Origin of the sequence: Bacillus sp. F19 (genome assembly GCA_023823795.1) — a bacterium.
GTDB lineage: Bacteria > Bacillota > Bacilli > Bacillales > Bacillaceae > Bacillus_P.
In genome coordinates this window covers 1,871,015-1,887,017 of the sequence record CP085710.1, presented here as the reverse complement: position 1 = coordinate 1,887,017, position 16,003 = coordinate 1,871,015, and the positions used below count along the sequence as shown (strand labels likewise).

14 protein-coding genes are annotated in these 16,003 nt (G+C 40.7%); 3 read left to right on the top strand and 11 right to left on the bottom strand.

Going from position 1 to position 16,003, the window contains the following annotated elements; genetic code table 11:
- Window positions 1-259 precede the first annotated feature (259 nt).
- The 7 genes from LIT25_09555 to LIT25_09525 form a co-directional block, all read right to left on the bottom strand.
- Window positions 260-922: a TrkA family potassium uptake protein gene (locus LIT25_09555; protein ID USK35509.1), complete on the bottom strand. Its 663-nt coding sequence runs from the start codon at window positions 920-922 to the stop codon at window positions 260-262.
- 76 nt (window positions 923-998) lie between these two features.
- On the bottom strand, window positions 999-2,012 hold the full coding sequence (locus LIT25_09550) for a cytochrome d ubiquinol oxidase subunit II (protein USK35508.1): 1,014 nt from the start codon (window positions 2,010-2,012) through the stop codon (window positions 999-1,001).
- A gap of 15 nt (window positions 2,013-2,027) precedes the next feature.
- Entirely contained in the window at window positions 2,028-3,356 is a 1,329-nt protein-coding gene (locus tag LIT25_09545; protein ID USK35507.1) for a cytochrome ubiquinol oxidase subunit I, read from the bottom strand.
- A 131-nt stretch (window positions 3,357-3,487) separates the two neighbouring features.
- A complete protein-coding gene (locus LIT25_09540; GenBank protein USK35506.1) occupies window positions 3,488-4,348 on the bottom strand; it encodes a gamma-glutamylcyclotransferase in 861 nt (286 codons plus the stop codon).
- A 15-nt stretch (window positions 4,349-4,363) separates the two neighbouring features.
- Window positions 4,364-5,671 carry a PAS domain S-box protein gene (locus LIT25_09535; GenBank protein ID USK35505.1) on the bottom strand — a complete coding sequence of 436 codons (1,308 nt, stop codon included), beginning with the start codon at window positions 5,669-5,671 and terminating at the stop codon, window positions 4,364-4,366.
- Window positions 5,672-5,752: 81 nt separating this feature from the next.
- Window positions 5,753-6,205: a hypothetical protein gene (locus tag LIT25_09530; protein ID USK35504.1), complete on the bottom strand. Its 453-nt coding sequence runs from the start codon at window positions 6,203-6,205 to the stop codon at window positions 5,753-5,755.
- Window positions 6,206-6,489: 284 nt separating this feature from the next.
- A complete protein-coding gene (locus LIT25_09525) occupies window positions 6,490-7,002 on the bottom strand; it encodes an acyl-CoA thioesterase (protein ID USK36221.1) in 513 nt (170 codons plus the stop codon).
- 155 nt (window positions 7,003-7,157) lie between these two features.
- Here LIT25_09525 and mreBH point away from each other — a divergent pair, with 155 nt between their 5' ends.
- On the top strand, window positions 7,158-8,165 hold the full coding sequence (gene mreBH / locus LIT25_09520; GenBank protein USK35503.1) for a rod-share determining protein MreBH: 1,008 nt from the start codon (window positions 7,158-7,160) through the stop codon (window positions 8,163-8,165).
- 297 nt (window positions 8,166-8,462) lie between these two features.
- Window positions 8,463-9,296: a VanW family protein gene (locus LIT25_09515; protein USK35502.1), complete on the top strand. Its 834-nt coding sequence runs from the start codon at window positions 8,463-8,465 to the stop codon at window positions 9,294-9,296.
- 42 nt (window positions 9,297-9,338) lie between these two features.
- Here the strand turns inward: LIT25_09515 and abc-f are convergent, their stop codons facing one another.
- The 3 genes from abc-f to LIT25_09500 all read right to left on the bottom strand — a co-directional run bounded on the left by abc-f (window position 9,339) and on the right by LIT25_09500 (window position 13,439).
- Window positions 9,339-11,099, bottom strand: a complete 1,761-nt coding sequence (gene abc-f, locus LIT25_09510; GenBank protein USK35501.1) for an ABC-F type ribosomal protection protein — start codon at window positions 11,097-11,099, stop codon at window positions 9,339-9,341.
- A 286-nt stretch (window positions 11,100-11,385) separates the two neighbouring features.
- Complete coding sequence (locus LIT25_09505; GenBank protein USK35500.1) at window positions 11,386-12,267, bottom strand: aminoglycoside phosphotransferase family protein; 882 nt, start codon at window positions 12,265-12,267, stop codon at window positions 11,386-11,388.
- Window positions 12,264-13,439 carry an acyl-CoA/acyl-ACP dehydrogenase gene (locus LIT25_09500; protein ID USK35499.1) on the bottom strand — a complete coding sequence of 392 codons (1,176 nt, stop codon included), beginning with the start codon at window positions 13,437-13,439 and terminating at the stop codon, window positions 12,264-12,266. Before LIT25_09500 ends, LIT25_09505 begins: the two co-directional genes overlap by 4 nt.
- A 159-nt stretch (window positions 13,440-13,598) precedes the next feature.
- Between LIT25_09500 and LIT25_09495 the strand changes: the two genes are divergently transcribed.
- The gene (locus LIT25_09495) at window positions 13,599-14,828 is read left to right on the top strand and encodes an aminopeptidase (GenBank protein ID USK35498.1); all 1,230 of its coding nucleotides are present in this window, start codon (window positions 13,599-13,601) and stop codon (window positions 14,826-14,828) included.
- Between the two features lie 56 nt (window positions 14,829-14,884).
- On the opposite strand, the gene LIT25_09490 is transcribed toward LIT25_09495, so the two are convergent.
- Entirely contained in the window at window positions 14,885-15,745 is an 861-nt protein-coding gene (locus LIT25_09490) for a DegV family protein (GenBank protein ID USK35497.1), read from the bottom strand.
- Between the last annotated feature and the right edge of the window lie 258 nt (window positions 15,746-16,003).

Genomic DNA, 16,003 nt, shown 5'->3' with positions numbered 1-16,003 from the left:
AGCTGGGAGGTCTATTTTTTCTGGTCAAACGACAGAACTGAAATGATAAGCGTAGCAAATGAAATAGCAAATGTTAAGCTCTCATATACTGTCACCCGGGCATCACCCCCTTTCCTTGCTTCACAAAGAAAAGAGACAGGGGCTAGCCGACCACCCATATGTTCACGAATGTATACATCTTCCATTATACCACAATCTACAAAGAACAAACGTTCTATTGCAAAAAACAAAAAAGACACCTTCAAGTGTCTTTTCCCGATTAAGCTTCTAAAACCCTTTTTTCAAATCTGTCGATATCTGTATCTGCACCAATAACAATTAAAATATCGTCTTTTTGAATCACTTCATCAGCCTGTGGAGTAACAAATATTTCTTTGCCTCTTTTTATGGCAACTATGTTAATTCCGTATTTAGCGCGAATATCAAGGTCGATTAATGTATTTCCTGACAGTTTATTATTTACGGCAATCTCTACAATACTGTGTTCGTCGGAAAGTTCAAGGTAATCAAGAACGTTATTGGAGATCAGATTATGAGCAATTCTTCGGCCCATATCTCTCTCTGGATGAACGATTTGATCAGCTCCAATTTTCCTTAAAATTTTCTCATGATAATCGTTTTGCGCTTTTACAGTAATAAATTTAACGCCTAGCTCTTTCAGCATCAGTGTTGTTAAAATACTTGACTGAATATTATCGCCAATTGCCACGATGACGTGATCGAAGTTGCGGATGCCCAGGCTTTTTAAAACAGCTTCGTCAGTTGAATCTCCGACAACAGCATGGGAAGCAATATTGGCATACTCATTCACTCTATCTTCATCCATATCGATGGCCATTACTTCCATGCCCTCTTCGCTCAGCTCACGGCAAATACTGCCTCCAAAACGCCCAAGTCCAATAACTGCAAAATCCTTTTTCATATGTACGTTCCTCCAGCCATCATACTATAAACAAATTTTAACATAACTTTATTCCTTATTAAAACAAATTGAAGCTTTACTTTTTGCCCTTTACATATTCTGCATCAAATAAAAACAGGCGCAAAAGCAAAATCAGTGAGGGAATCAAAAGCAGCAGCCCGGCTATAAAAACGATGACAAGTGTAATCCCCATCGTTTCATTGGTATATCCCGAATAAATCGTAACAAACGGATCAAGAATGTAAGGCAAATGTGATGCCCCGTAGCCAAAGAAGGCAAAGAAAAATTGCAGCATCACCATAATAAAGGCCGTTCCAAGATTCTTTCTTTTATAGATTAACCAAACGGATATCATAAAAAACAAGAGTGAGGATCCGAACATCCACCAAAGATCTAGCGCTTGATTAAAATGCCTGGGATTATGCTGCTGCAGGGAAAGAAAGACAAGAAAGCTTGCAAGGATTGTAGGCGTCGCCCAAAAAAGCGCAAACTTTCTAAGCAGCGATAAAGCTTTGCTGTCTGACGCACGATCTGCATAGTAGGTTAAAAAAGAAGCACTGATAAACAAAACGGATACAATGGCAAGGAATACCACACTCCACGAATATAAACTTGTAAATAACTTATTAGCAAGAAATACGACAGTGCCATTTCGTTCTTCCAAAAAGCCCCCTTCTGATATTGAAAGAGCCGTAGACAGGGATGCAGGAATTAAAAGTCCTGTAGCTCCATATAAAAACGTATAAAAAAGACTGTCCTTAGCCCCGTAGTTCCCAAATGCGTAAAAGGAACCGCGAATCGCGATTAAAACCAGCGCTATACTGCCTGGAACCAGCAGTGCTGTGCCATAATAATACGCTGTTTGCGGAAAAAAACCGACGATCCCCACAAAAAAGAAGACGAAGAAGACATTTGTCACTTCCCACACCGGCGACAAATAGCGGCTGATTAAGTTATTTACGATATCATCCCGCTTTGTCAGCTGGGCGTAAAAAGCAAAGAAACCAGCTCCGAAGTCTATTGAAGCAACAATTAAATATCCGTAAAGAAAAACCCACAGAACCGTCATGCCAACGATTGGAATATCCATTTAGACTTCTCCCTCCTATTTAAACCGGTACTCAAGCTCCGCTTCTGCCGGATTTTCTTTAAACATGCGTTTTAACACAATGATGCACAGTGTTCCAAGCAAGGTGTACAGGCCAAAAAACAGCACAAACATTAACCCTACATGATCAGATGTCGTTGCTCCTTCAGCAACCTTCATATAACCTCTGAGAATCCATGGCTGACGTCCTACCTCGGCAAAAATCCAGCCTGCTTCGATTGCAATCATGGAAAGAGGTCCTGCAGCTACAATCGGCCATAAAAGCAGCGATTGGAAACCATTCAGCCTTTTTATTTTTCCAAATAGAACAAACAGCATAGACAATCCCAGACCGAACATCCCAATAGTCACCATTACGTCAAACATATAGTGAATCCAGAGAGGGGGTCTTAAGTCTTCTTCTATTTCATATAATCCTGTTACTTCTGCATTAAAATCACTGAATGATAAGAAACTGAGCATTTTTGGAACCCTGATTTCATTGATGATTTCACCTTTTTCATTCAGTGTTCCGTATAAAATTAAATCAGCTCCGGCTTCTGTTTCAAAATGCCACTCCCCTGCTGCAAGTTTTTCAGGCTGATGCTCCGCCAAAAATTTTGCAGAGAGATCACCAGCGAGGGCCGTACCAAGCGAAAAGACAAGAGCCGAGACCATTGACACCTGCAAGGCTTTACGGTGATAGTCTGTTCTTCTTCCTTTAAGGATCATAAAAGCAGTTATAGCAGCGAGCACAAAGGCTGAAGTCATATACGAAGACATCAGCACATGAAAGACTTTTGAAGGTGTTGCAGGATTAAACATTGCAGCAATCGGATCGATGCCTGTAATCGTTCTGCCATTCAGCGTAAAGCCCTGAGGAGTATTCATGAAAGCATTGACTGTGGTGATAAACACGGCAGACATCGACGAGCCTATAATAATCGGAATGGAGATAAGCCAGTGGTAAATTGGTTTTTTAAACCTGTCCCATGTGTAAAGATAGATTCCCAAAAAGATGGCCTCAAAGAAAAAAGCGAATGTTTCCATAAAAAGCGGCAAGGCAATAACCTGACCGGCAATTTCCATGAAACTCGGCCATAATAAAGATAACTGCAATCCAATACATGTTCCAGTAACGACGCCTACTGCCACTGTAACAACAAAGCCCCTCGTCCAGCGTCTTGCTAGCAGAATATAGTGCGGATCGTTTTTCCTGATTCCCATCCATTCTGCAATAGATATTAAAACAGGAACTCCGACTCCAATTGTTGCAAAAATAATGTGGAAGGCAAGTGTCAATGTCGTAAGCATTCGGCTAAGTATGACGCTATCAAGTTCAGCCAAAGGGCCACATCTCCTTTTAATGTTCTAATGATCTTATATCACAGATTTCCAAAAGCAAAACATACCAAGATTGTGATGTGCTGAACATGTTTTGAAATCATGGTCAGCAAAGAAGATATCTCCTTTGCCTATCATGGTTTATATTCAGGAAGAGCCGCCATATATGCCCGGATTTTTTCAACATACTCCTCTCCAAGTCTGCCTTTTGCACCTCTTAATATTTCTGTTGAGTAATGGCCAGGCGGGCGGAACTCCTCTTTTTTCTGAATCACTGTAAAGGTAAGGCACTGCTCATAGAACACTCCTCCCATTTCCACTCTGATGAAGGCTGGACGATACAGTTTAGAGTCAACTCCTTCACGCATGTAAAGATAGTCCACTGCTTCCTCAGGTACACGGTATAAAATGCCCTCAGCCCCTCCGCCATCTTCAACTAGGTCAGCGCGGCCCCCATCTTGCATTGTAACTGTGAATTTAACAGAATACTTTTCTGCTTTTCCTCCGCCGACTACATCGGCAAAATGATGGTCAACAGCTGCCTTTTGAAATCGTTCAGTATCCATGCACGAGCCATAAGCAAAATAAAACGTTTCAGCTGGCGGATTCAAGATAAACTGATATTCTTTCCAGTCGCCGCTCTTTATTTTTTTCATTGTTTCAGCCTGTTCCCGCTTTATTACATAACAAAAGGCATCATATTCCTTTGTATCTGTATAGACACGAATTGGCACAAATTCAAACAGGTTGTCATCTGCTTCAGGTCCATTGTACCCTTCTAGTTCATGAACTTCAGGAAGCAGTTCCTCACCAATTTCATAGAGTTCTCCGTAAACTGTTTCCTGTTCCACAGTCATCGCAGGATAGCCGTCATTCGAATCAAACAGCGATCCATTTGTCCACGCCTGTTCGGCAATACACGTACCATTCTTTAAAAAATGATGATTTTTCTCCAAATAGCGCAGTGTTCCATAAACAAATAAATGACAGTTCATCTTACCATTCTCCTCTTAAACTGGTTCTAATATCGTTTGGCGTTTCACAACCGGCAGTACAACCTCAAAGGTAGTCCCCTTATTCAAGCTGCTGTTTACATTGATATGACCATAGTGATCTTTTATGATCCTTAAGCAAACGGTCAGACCAAGACCAGTCCCTTTTTCTTTTGTAGAGAAGAAGGGTTCGCCAAGTTTTGAGATTTTTTCTTTTGGTATTCCCATACCATCATCTTCAATTGCTATGATCACGTATTCGCCTTTTAATCTGCAGCTCATGTGGATATTTCCTCCATCTGGCAGTGCTTCAATCGCGTTTTTAATAAGATTGATAAATACCTGTTTTAATTGATTTTCATCACATTCAACCATAATTTCTGTTGAAGGCAAACTTTTTAAAAGCTGGATATTATGTAAAATGGCATTGGATTCAATCAGCACAGCCACTTGGTCCAAAATTGAAATCATATTCTTTTCCCTGAAATGAATCGCCTGCGGTTTGGCCAAGACAAGCATTTCACTAAGAACCAGCTCAATTCTCTTTATTTCTCCAAAGATAATATCAAAATATGTATCTTTGTCAGGAAATTCTTTTTTGATCAGCTGAAGAAAACCGCTGATGGATGTAAGCGGATTTCTAACCTCATGTGCAATGCCGGCTGCAAGCTGCCCGGCAATGGACAGTTTTTGGGATTTCAGGGCAAGGTGCTCGTTCATTTCTCTCCATTCCTGCTCTTCCAGTTTTCTGTCAGTAATATCCTGAATTGTCCCGACTGTTCCGATCAAATAGCCTTCATTGTCATAATACATTTTGAAATGAACATAAGCATAAAATTCTCCGCCGCTTTTCTTGCGATAGGATGTTTCCAGTCTTCCCTCGACTCGTTTCGCAGCCGTAAATTCAACAAGCTTGCTTTTCACCCGCTTTTTATCCTCAAAAGTAATGTAATGATAAAAACTTGAATAAAGACTTTCAGTTCGTTCATACCCTGTTACGTCCGTCCATGCAGGATTTAAGTAAATAAAATTCCCTTCACCATCTGTTTGAAACACGACTTCCTGAATATTTTCAAGGACCATCTTCGTCTCAACAAGCAGATTTTTATAGCGGCGCTGACTTTCGCTCAGCTGATGAATCAACAGCTTGGACCGGTCAAAATAAGTGCCTAATTTCCAGACAACAGCCAAGATTAATATGCAGAATAAACTGCGGAGCACCAATGGGACGGACTGACTCCCCAAATAATAGTCTAAGATATTCCATAAAATCAGAATACATACTGCTATTAATGTAATCATAATTCTGCCCGTATATTTGTTCATCGCAGCACCTTTTTGTCTCTATTTTTTAAAGTATAACATTTTCTGATTTATCAGTATATTCAACTATATTATATCTCACTATCAATCATGGAGACTATGATTTGTTAGAACCGCCTTTTTTAGCATTTGCTGCATGTATCCGATTCCTTTACAGCCCTGCAGAGGATAAATGTATTCCCCTTCAACTGCCGTTTCTATAATGGGTCTGAATTTCTTTCCTCCAAGCACAACAAACTTATTAAATTGATGCAGGTTCTTTTCATCAGCCTGCTTGTTCAGCTCTTCAAGCCTTATCACTACTTCTGTTTTCATGCTGAACGAGACATTGTAATTGCCCGGAACAAGATCCTGAGGGAATAAGAAGCCATGTTTAGCAGAAAGAATGACCCAATCATCGAAGAACATTTCGGCATACTGCCGGCAGAGCAAATGAAAGGTTCCCGTATAGGCATTTTGGGCTTCAACTTGTCCAAGATGAGGCTCCTTATCCCAAATTTTTTTATTTCCGCATGGTATAACACATAACTGCTTCAATTTCGATTCTCCTTTTTGTTTCAGGGTGTTACCTGATAATCGTCATTAATAGGTTTATAGATCAGTTAGTAGAAAGATATACTTCTTTTTATCAGAAGATCCTGATTTCTTTCCACTGTTTATATATGAAAGATTCCTGCTCCTCTATACATGCATTGAATATGATTTCTATAGTAATTCATTTTGAATGAAAAAGAACAGGGTTTCAGGTTCCCCCATTCTGCTTTCAGCCTGAAGGAACAGGACATCCTGCTCCTTTAGGCTGTGCATCACTTTCTTTACTCTTACAGCCAGGGATAATCGGTTCCGAATGCGGCTGCCATTGATTCGGTGTCTTCTTTTCGTTTTTTCCGGATTGCTGCACGCTTAAGTGCAGAGTCGTTTAGCATCTTTTCTGTTTCTGACTCAGGAATAACTTTTGGTACGGGAGCAGGTTTATTTTGTTCATCAAGGGCGACCATTGTAAGAAAGGAAAGAGCACAAACATTTCGATTTCCGTTCAGGAGGTCTTCTGCAATAACCTTTACAAAAACCTCCATTGATGTTCTTCCCGTATATGTCACAAACGCTTCAAGACAAACAGAGTTTCCTTCATATATTGGATGAAGAAAATCAACAGAATCAGTCGAAGCGGTGACAACATGCGCCCGGGCATGTCTGATTGCAGAAATGGCTGCTACGTCATCGATATAAGCCATAAGCTTCCCTCCGAACAATGTTCCATAATTGTTCGTATCAGAGGGGAGCACTATACTAGTTTTTACTACAAATGAATGTCTACAGAATTTTTCTTCCACTTTAGATGCACTTCCTTTTTTAATACTCTTTTTCTTATTCCCTGAAGTTCCCAAAAAATACATCCTGAAAAAACAGCCTGCTACCCCCATAAATCGACACTGTTCGCAGAATGAATATTAAAGACTCGAAATATATGAGGATTGGGTGAAGATATATGTTTTCTACTTCTGAAATTGGTATTGACTTAGGTACAGCAAATATTCTTGTATACAGCAAGGATAAAGGTATCGCATTAAATGAACCGTCCGTTGTGGCGATTGATACAGTAACAAAAAATGTTTTGGCTGTAGGGACGGAAGCAAAAAGCATGATTGGCAAAACGCCTGGTAAAATTGTGGCGGTCCGACCGCTAAAAGATGGCGTAATTGCTGATTATGATGTAACAACTGAAATGCTTAAGCAAATTATGAAAAAAGCTTCAAAAAAATTAGGTTTTTCTATTAGAAAGCCTACTGTTGTTGTATGTACTCCTTCAGGTGCAACAAGTGTTGAACGACGTGCGATTCACGATGCGGTAAAAAATTCAGGTGCTAAAATCGTTCATTTAATTGAGGAGCCGGTTGCAGCTGCTATTGGCGCAGATCTTCCTGTAGATGAACCGATCGCAAATGTGATTGTTGATATCGGCGGCGGTACAACAGAGGTTGCCATTATCTCTTTTGGCGGAGTTGTATCATGCCACTCCATCAGAATCGGCGGAGATCAGCTTGATGAGGATATTATTGGATATGTCCGTAAAAACTATAACCTGTTAATCGGCGAGCGCACTGCTGAAAACATTAAGATGGAAATCGGCTATGCTCTTGTCAAGCATGACGAGCTGTTAATGGAAGTCAGAGGACGTGACTTGGTTACAGGCCTTCCAAAGACGATTACTCTCTCATCAACAGAAATGCAGAATTCAATGAGAGAATCATTGCTTCATATACTGGAAGCGATTCGTGCTACCCTTGAAGACTGTCCTCCTGAGCTTAGCGGTGATATTGTAGACCGCGGAGTTATTCTGACAGGCGGCGGTGCATTAATGAAAGGCATGCAGGAATGGCTCAGTGAAGAAATTGTAGTCCCTGTACACCTTGCTCCGAGCCCGCTTGAATCAGTTGCGATCGGAACTGGAAGATCTCTTCAGGTCATTCACAAGCTTCAAAAAGTTTCAAAATAAGGTATGAATGAAAGAGCCGCATTTTACTGCGGTTCTTTTCTTGCTTAAAACAAGAACGTTTGTTCTTGTTTTTATTCTACTTTCTTTTTCTAAAAAAATCAATTACTTGAAATAATTCTTTTTTTCTCCAAATTTTTGAAACTTTTCTCTTTTCATATGCGTCTTACCTATTGTATGATTCACATAAAAACATCTACATTTTCACTGGGGGAGAACGACATAAAACGCTTATTATTGTTCGTATCAATTACTTTTGTTCTAAGCGGATGCGGTTTGGCGGAAAGAGAAAAACTTATCATGGCGAATAATGCTGTGAGCGCAAAAGCTGTTTCTTCAAAGGCGATGGAAGTGAACCGGGAGTTTGCTCTGATTGACAGCAGAGACGGCAGCACAGGTACCACATTTATACCAGCTGCAGATAAAGATAAAGAGCAGCATGAAAAGGATATGAAGGCGCTGGTCCGGCAGATGGCAGATAAATTTGATCAGCCGATGACCCCTTCAAAAGTTAAAGACGGCAAGCTTTTCCCGGGTCAAAGCCGAGTTGTCCTGGATGAGGAGGCTCTATTAAATCAATTGCTGAATCTATCGGCTTTTAATCAGGAAATCCCGCTCCCTATCACGGAAACAGCTCCAAATATTACGCAGGAAGCCTTAAATGGCGCTAAACAAACCGTGATCGGAAGCTACAAAACAACTTTCAATCCTTCTGTAGCAGGCAGAAGCACCAACATCGCCATTTCTTCGAATGCGATTAATGAAATCGTACTTGGACCGGGAGACAGATTTTATTTTAATTTAATCGTCGGTGAGAGAACACCAGCACGCGGATATCAAAAAGCGCTTGAGATTGTAAATAAAGAATTTGTCGAAGGAATCGGCGGAGGCATCTGCCAGACATCAAGCACTTTGTACAACGCTGTTGCCAAGGCAGGTCTTGAAATAATCGAACTTCATCACCATTCCAAAACAGTCGGCTATGTCCCGATTAATCAGGATGCAACTGTTTCCTGGGGAGGCTACGATTTTAAATTCATGAATAATAAAGACTATCCTGTCATTATTAAATCCATAACCGATCAAAAAAGCGGCACTCTAGAGGTTCAAATTATAGCAGCTTCTAAAATCTAATTATTATAAAAGGCTGAGTCATCGTGACTCAGCCTTTTATGATCAGCCTGTTAACTTTTTCTTAGCTTTAAGAAGTCTGCTGTACTCTATATCAAGCAATTCAAAAGAAGGATCATCTCTGCTGATTACACTCAGCTTGCTTAAAACAGCTGTCAGCTGATGATCTATTTTAAGCAGCTCTTTCTCAATATCTGTTTCATTCGATTCACTTCTGCTCTTTGAAAAATAGTCATCAAGCTTCATTTCCACTCTTCTTACGGTCCCATCTTCAAATACGAGCAGTTTATCACATAATTTATTTATAAAATACTGATCGTGAGAGACAATGATGATGGTCCCTTCAAACTCATCAAGGGTCTCCTCTAGCTGTTCGCGGCTCGGGAGGTCCAGATGGTTTGTCGGCTCATCGAGTATGAGAACGTCATATTCTTTGAGGATCATAGAGACGAGCTTTACCCTTGTGCGTTCACCTAGGCTCAGTGAACCGATTGTCTGCTGAAGTTTATCTTCAGGTAGCCCCATATTTGCGAAAATGGTCCGCGCTCTTAGAATCTGTTCCCTCTCATGAAGATCAAGAGCCTCAAGAACCGTTGCATCTTCTTTTAAATCATTCACATCCTGACTTAAATAGGCGATCTTCATCGTTTCGCTTTTCCATAACTCGCCTCCGGTCACGTCTTCCATGCCCTGAATCATCCTGATGAGCGTCGATTTACCGGCTCCATTTTTTCCGATCATGCCAATTCTCTCGCCATGTTTAATATAAAAATGGCTTTTCTTAATCAAGGGCAGCTGCCCAAACGTTTTTTCAAGATCCTTTGCTTCAAGTACACGTTTGCCCCTCTTGCCGCTTGAATCGAACTGAAACAAGACTTTCGCTTCTTCTTGCGGCTTTTCTATTTTATTCTTTTCAAGCTCAGCCGTTAACCGCTTCATCTTAGAACGGACCTGAATGTCCAATTTTTTCGCCTTTACTCTGTGGTATTCTTTAAAGCCCATTTGTTTCCGTTCAGAAGGACTTCCTTGCTTGGTTGATTCACGGTGAGCTTTATCAGACCAATTCTTTAAATTTTCCATTTGCCCTTCAATTTTTGCTTTATACCGCTGCTGCACTTCATACTGATGCTTTTGTTCTTCTAAAAGTCTTTTCTTCTCGTCCCTGTATGCCGTGTAATTCCCTTTGAACTCCTTTATCTTCTTATTTTCCAGTTCAAAAATATGAGATACGGTTCTGTCGAGAAAGTACCGGTCATGTGAGATAATCAGCACAGCTCCACTAAACGTCCTCAGCTGATCCACAAGCCATTCTATTCCGTGGTAGTCCAAATGATTTGTCGGTTCATCCAGAATCAGCAGATCGGGGTTTGTGGCCCATACATGAGCGAGTGCGAGCTTCAGCTTCTCACCGCCGCTTAAATGATGAAGCCGGTCATCCTTCCAATTCTGCACTTTTTCAAGTCCTAATTTTTTTGTCGTTTCAAAGATCCTGTCGCCGCTGCGATCTTCTAAAACGCCCTTAAAATCATGTACGGTGTAATCAACTGATTGCATCAGATATCCGATTTTCAGGTCTTTTTTTCTGGAGATGCTGCCTTCATCAGGCAGAAGCTTCCCAAAAATAAGATTGGCTAAGGTCGTCTTGCCTGCCCCGTTGTATCCCACTAATCCGGCACAATCTCCTTGTTTCAATTCAAACTGTATGTTTTCGAGTATGACTTGATCTCCATATTGTTTTTTTACATCCTTCACATTAAGAATCGTATTTGCACTTCGCTGTTTTAATAATCTTTCATTTTTACCCATAAAAAAACCTCCCAAGTTCGCCTAGAGAGGATTTCAACCATATGAAATAGACAGAAGGGTACAGAAAAAAATGCAAAAAGATGCATGTTTCTGGCCTTCATCTGGAAATGGTATGAAAAATGAGCGTACTCATCCTATTCTCTAGGTCTCGTTTTTTTGCTTATTCAAAAAACGTTTAGAAAATAAGATTAGTTCCACATGTCTCCCGTACCTTTTCCTTTCCGATATTAGAATGATATTAGTATATGATAAAAAAACTAAATATGTCAACACCATATGAAAGCAGTTACATCATGGCATCGTACAGCTTGGCAAGGTGAAGATTCTCTTCAAAACATGCTGCCCCATCCTCCAGACACCAGCATGCACTCAGTACAGCCTGACAAAAGCCCCAGCCAATCATCCGGCTTCGGTCAAGGCCTAATTCTTTTTCGAACAGGTCAAGTCTCTTTCTGAGAACATCCTTAGGATTTTTTTTATCAAATAGATAATTTTTGGAAAAGCTTGTTACTTCATATTCTGCTTCCCCTATAACACCCTTAGGGTCTATGGCAAGCCAGTCCTGGCCCTTTTTCAAGATATTGTCCTGATGAAGATCTCCATGCAGAAGAATGGGTTTAGTAATAGAGTTTATTAAATCATCAAAAAGAACCTCCGCTTTATGAATCCATTTTTCAGCAATGATATTTTGCTCGAACCGCCTCAAGCCGGCCATCCAATCTGACAAGTGAGGGAAAGAATGGTCACCTGCATAAGGCTGCCAAATTTTCTTCATAACAGATGAAGCAATTGAAACAGCCGTATCATCGCTGCTCACCTCTCTCAGCATGGTGCCTGGATTTAATTTTTCCAAGATTAATAGACCGTGATTTAAATGGTCATCAATCAGCTTTACCATGCCATCGCCGCTGCCCATTATCTTTAAAGCGATGCACTCTGCGATTAAATCTTTGTGGTTTTGAAGCCCGATTTTAACAACAGCCTTTTCTCCATTTTCCATACTAGCCTGTGCCACATAATGATACGTCAATTTATAAGGATCACCTATTTTAAAACCGTAAGTCTGCTCACAGCGGGCAATATGGAAAGGGAGTTCACGAAGCCATGCTTCTCCTTTATCTCCATGAACTCCGATAATTGTCTGTTTAAACTCACTTGAAAGGTTCATTTTCCTTGTTCCTCTCCTTGAAAAGCCTGGTCTGCAAGGATCGAATACGTAATTTCATCTGCCGGGGGATTATGGAGTCCCGCTCTCACATCTCTGTAATATCTTTGGAGGGGAAGGGAATTAAACATGCTTTGCCCCCCAACTACACGCATGGCTAGATCGACCACTTCGACTGCTGTATTTGTAGCAACTGTCTTGGCAGCTGCAAGCTCCGCTGAGAGCTTATTTCGCTCATTGGGTGAAGCGTCCCATTTTTCTGCTGTACCGTATAAAAGATGTCTCGCCGTCAGAAGCGAAAGATCCATTTTTGCTATCTTTCTTCTCACTTCAGGCAGATCTTTAATTGGATGATTTAAGCTGTTTGGCTGATGTTTTTTTGCAAACTGGACAGCAAAATTCCTTGCTGCAATGGCAATTCCCAAATAACATGCCGGTATATGGAGCAGAAAGCCTTGCTGTGCCGGTCCTTTAGAAGGCTTCGTTTTCAAACCTGTCATCGCTTCTGCATCAGTTTCCACATTCTCAAGAATTAAATCATCGCTTCTTGTTCCTCTCATTCCAAGCGTATTCCACGTTTCTTCAATGGACAGCCCGGGAGATTCTCTTGGAATAATAAATTCCCCCACTTCGCCTGTATCCTCAATTGTTGCGGTAATCAGGAAATAATCAAGCGCAGGAGCAAGGGATGTGAATATTTTCTTGCCGTTTATGATCCACTTCTCTCCATTGCGTTTTGCTGTCGTTTCAGGTTTTCCGCCTCTCGCAGGACTTCCTCCATTCGGTTCAGACGCTGCACTGTTCAGTAATTTGTCGAACTGTATGATTTCTCGGGAAATCCGTGCGTACGTTTTTTCTTCCCACTTTTCAGTTTCTCTAATATTCATAAGAATTCCAAGATGCCATCCAAGTGATAAAGCTGTTGCTCCGTCACCCTGTGCAAGCATTTCCTGTATTAACACGAATTCATAAAGAGTCAGATCGTCTCCGCCATATTTCTGAGGGATTGATAATTTCAAAAAGCCCGCTCTTTTTAAATCATTGAAATTTTCAAAAGGGAAAAGAGCCTGCTGATCGTAATAATCGGCACGCACTGAGAACTGCTGTGCAAGCTCAGTAGCCTTCTCCAATAATATCAGTTGTCTGTCCGTTTTGATGAATTGCTGATCAAGCACGATTCCACCTTCCTTCCCTTCTATTCTACCTTTTCCCGCCCATTTGATAAAGTATTCCGATCTGATATCTATTAGTATATAGAATACTCAGTCTTTTTATTTCCTAATGTTAGCAGTTCTGATAAAATAGAACTAATTCTGGTTAAAGGAGATAAACTAATGATTTCATTTCAAAAAAATCTCGAAAAATATGCAGAGCTTGCTGTCAAAGTCGGAGTGAATATTCAAAAGGGGCAAACGCTTGTCATCAACGCTTCCATTGATGCAGCAGAATTTGTCCGTTTAGTTGTAAAAAAAGCCTATGAAACAGGCGCAAAACACGTGCAGGTAGACTGGAATGATGACGAAGTAACCCGTACAAGATTTGAGCTTGCACCGCTGGAAGCTTTCGAAGAATTTCCTGAGTGGCGTGCAAAAGGTCTAGAAACGCTTGCCGAAAATGGCGCTGCTTTTATGTCGATCGTTTCATCGTCCCCTGATTTATTAAAGGGCATTGACTCGAAGAAAATTGCTGCCAGTTCAAAAGCTACAGGCACTGCATTATCTACATACAGAAATTATGTTCAGGCAGACAAAGTAAGCTGGTCTGTGATTGCAGTTCCATCTGAGAAATGGGCTGCAAAAGTGTTCCCTGAAGCTGGCGAAAAAGCAGTTGAGCAGCTGTGGGATGCAATCTTCAAAGCAACCCGCACAGATCTTGAAGATCCTGTTTCAGCATGGAAGGAACATGATCGATCACTGAACAGCAAGGTAGAATATCTAAACGGCAAAAAATATAAAAAGCTCCATTACCGTGCACAGGGAACAGATTTAACAATCGAACTTCCTGAGAAGCATTTATGGATTGGCGCAGGAAGTGTCAATGAACAAGGCAGCGAATTTATGGCTAATATGCCAACAGAAGAAGTGTTCACAGTTCCCGATAAAGAAGGCGTAAATGGCATTGTAGCAAGCACAAAGCCTCTTAGCTACGGTGGTAATTTGATTGACAATTTCTCTCTTACATTTGAAAACGGCCGGATTACAGACGTCAAGGCAGAAGAAGGCGAAGAAATTTTAAAAGAACTCACAGCAACAGATGAGGGCTCGTATTACCTCGGAGAAGTGGCTCTTGTTCCTCATGATTCTCCTATTTCTATGTCTAATGTTTTATTTTATAATACACTTTTCGATGAAAATGCATCCAATCATTTAGCAATCGGCAATGCTTATGCTTTCTGTATTGAAGGCGGAAAGAAAATGTCCCGCGAAGAATTGGAGAAAAACGGCGTCAACTCAAGCATCACTCACGTTGATTTTATGATCGGTTCAGCAGAGATGGACATTGACGGCATTCTGGAAGACGGCACGAGCGAGCCTCTATTCAGAAAAGGCACTTGGGCAATCTAAGCGACCGCATAAAAGATTTAAAAACCGCCTGGAGATGATTTCCTGGCGGTTTCTGCTTATTTGTCAGATGTTTTCTTTTCAAACCACATCAGACCGATCGTTCCTTCACCAACATGTGCTGAAATTACAGGACTTAAATCTCCAACTTCTATTTCTAATGCAGGGTCGATTTGTAAAAGTCTTTCCTTCCACTCTCTCGCTTTTTCGAAGAGATTGCTGTGAATAACAGCTGCTCCATAAACACCCTTTGTTATATAAGATTCTTTAAAAATTTCTAAAATGCGGTTTTCAGCTTTTTTCGTCGTTCTTACTTTTTCAAGCTGAACTAATTCACCTTGCTGAAACTTAATAATCGGACGAATTTGCAGCAGATTGCCAATCACCATACCCACGCCGGATACACGTCCTCCTTTGTGAAGCTGTTCGAGACTGCCAATCAAGTTAAGTCCTCTTACACACTCCGGAAGCTCCTGCAGATGTTTGGCTATTTCTTCGCCCGAATACCCTTCAAGGTCCATGCGAATGCCCTCTAGCATCATGAATTCCAGGGCTTTTGCACCGATTTTAGAATCAATATGCACCATGTTAAAGCCTGCAATTTCTGCGGCAAGCATGGATGCATTCAGGGTGCCGCTTACTTTTGAAGTAACATGAATGGCGATCCCCATTTCGTATTCCTGTTTCAGTTTCTCATATAATTTGACGAAATCACCGACAGCAGGCTGACTTGTTGTTGGTGAAACCTTCGATGCTTTTAACTTTTTATAAAATTCTTCATTTGTAAGTTCAATGCCGTCTTTATAACATTTCCCATTAAATATGATGGAAAGCGGCACAACATATATTCCATATTTTTCAGCAGCTTCTTCTGAAATACAAGAAACACTATCTGTTACCCATGCAATTTTTTTCAACAAATCTTTACCCCCAGGCCTATTCACTAGCTCTTTACGAAGACCATGTTTCTATATCAGTCTTTGATAAACAGCGTCTCATTAACACATACTGCCAATTCCTGCTAGATTGCCAGGAAAAATTTCAACAGTTTTCATTCTATAGTGAACTAAAGGAATAAACAATAGAAAGACTTACATGTTCATTGAATTATCTTATTTCATGAATAAGATTGACGGAAAAAGCAGCATTCATGTACGATGAGACATATCAACCTGAAC

What these genes read in the sequence shown, in the direction of transcription:
- abc-f (USK35501.1), bottom strand. Translation starts at nt 11,099, where the DNA reads ATGGGTAAAAATGAAAGATTATTAAAACAGCGAAGTGCAAATACGATT.
- LIT25_09495 (USK35498.1), top strand. Translation starts at nt 13,599, where the DNA reads ATGATTTCATTTCAAAAAAATCTCGAAAAATATGCAGAGCTTGCTGTC.
- LIT25_09555 (USK35509.1), bottom strand. Translation starts at nt 922, where the DNA reads ATGAAAAAGGATTTTGCAGTTATTGGACTTGGGCGTTTTGGAGGCAGT.
- LIT25_09540 (USK35506.1), bottom strand. Translation starts at nt 4,348, where the DNA reads ATGAACTGTCATTTATTTGTTTATGGAACACTGCGCTATTTGGAGAAA.
- LIT25_09550 (USK35508.1), bottom strand. Translation starts at nt 2,012, where the DNA reads ATGGATATTCCAATCGTTGGCATGACGGTTCTGTGGGTTTTTCTTTAC.
- LIT25_09535 (USK35505.1), bottom strand. Translation starts at nt 5,671, where the DNA reads ATGAACAAATATACGGGCAGAATTATGATTACATTAATAGCAGTATGT.
- LIT25_09505 (USK35500.1), bottom strand. Translation starts at nt 12,267, where the DNA reads ATGAACCTTTCAAGTGAGTTTAAACAGACAATTATCGGAGTTCATGGA.
- LIT25_09515 (USK35502.1), top strand. Translation starts at nt 8,463, where the DNA reads ATGGCGAATAATGCTGTGAGCGCAAAAGCTGTTTCTTCAAAGGCGATG.
- mreBH (USK35503.1), top strand. Translation starts at nt 7,158, where the DNA reads ATGTTTTCTACTTCTGAAATTGGTATTGACTTAGGTACAGCAAATATT.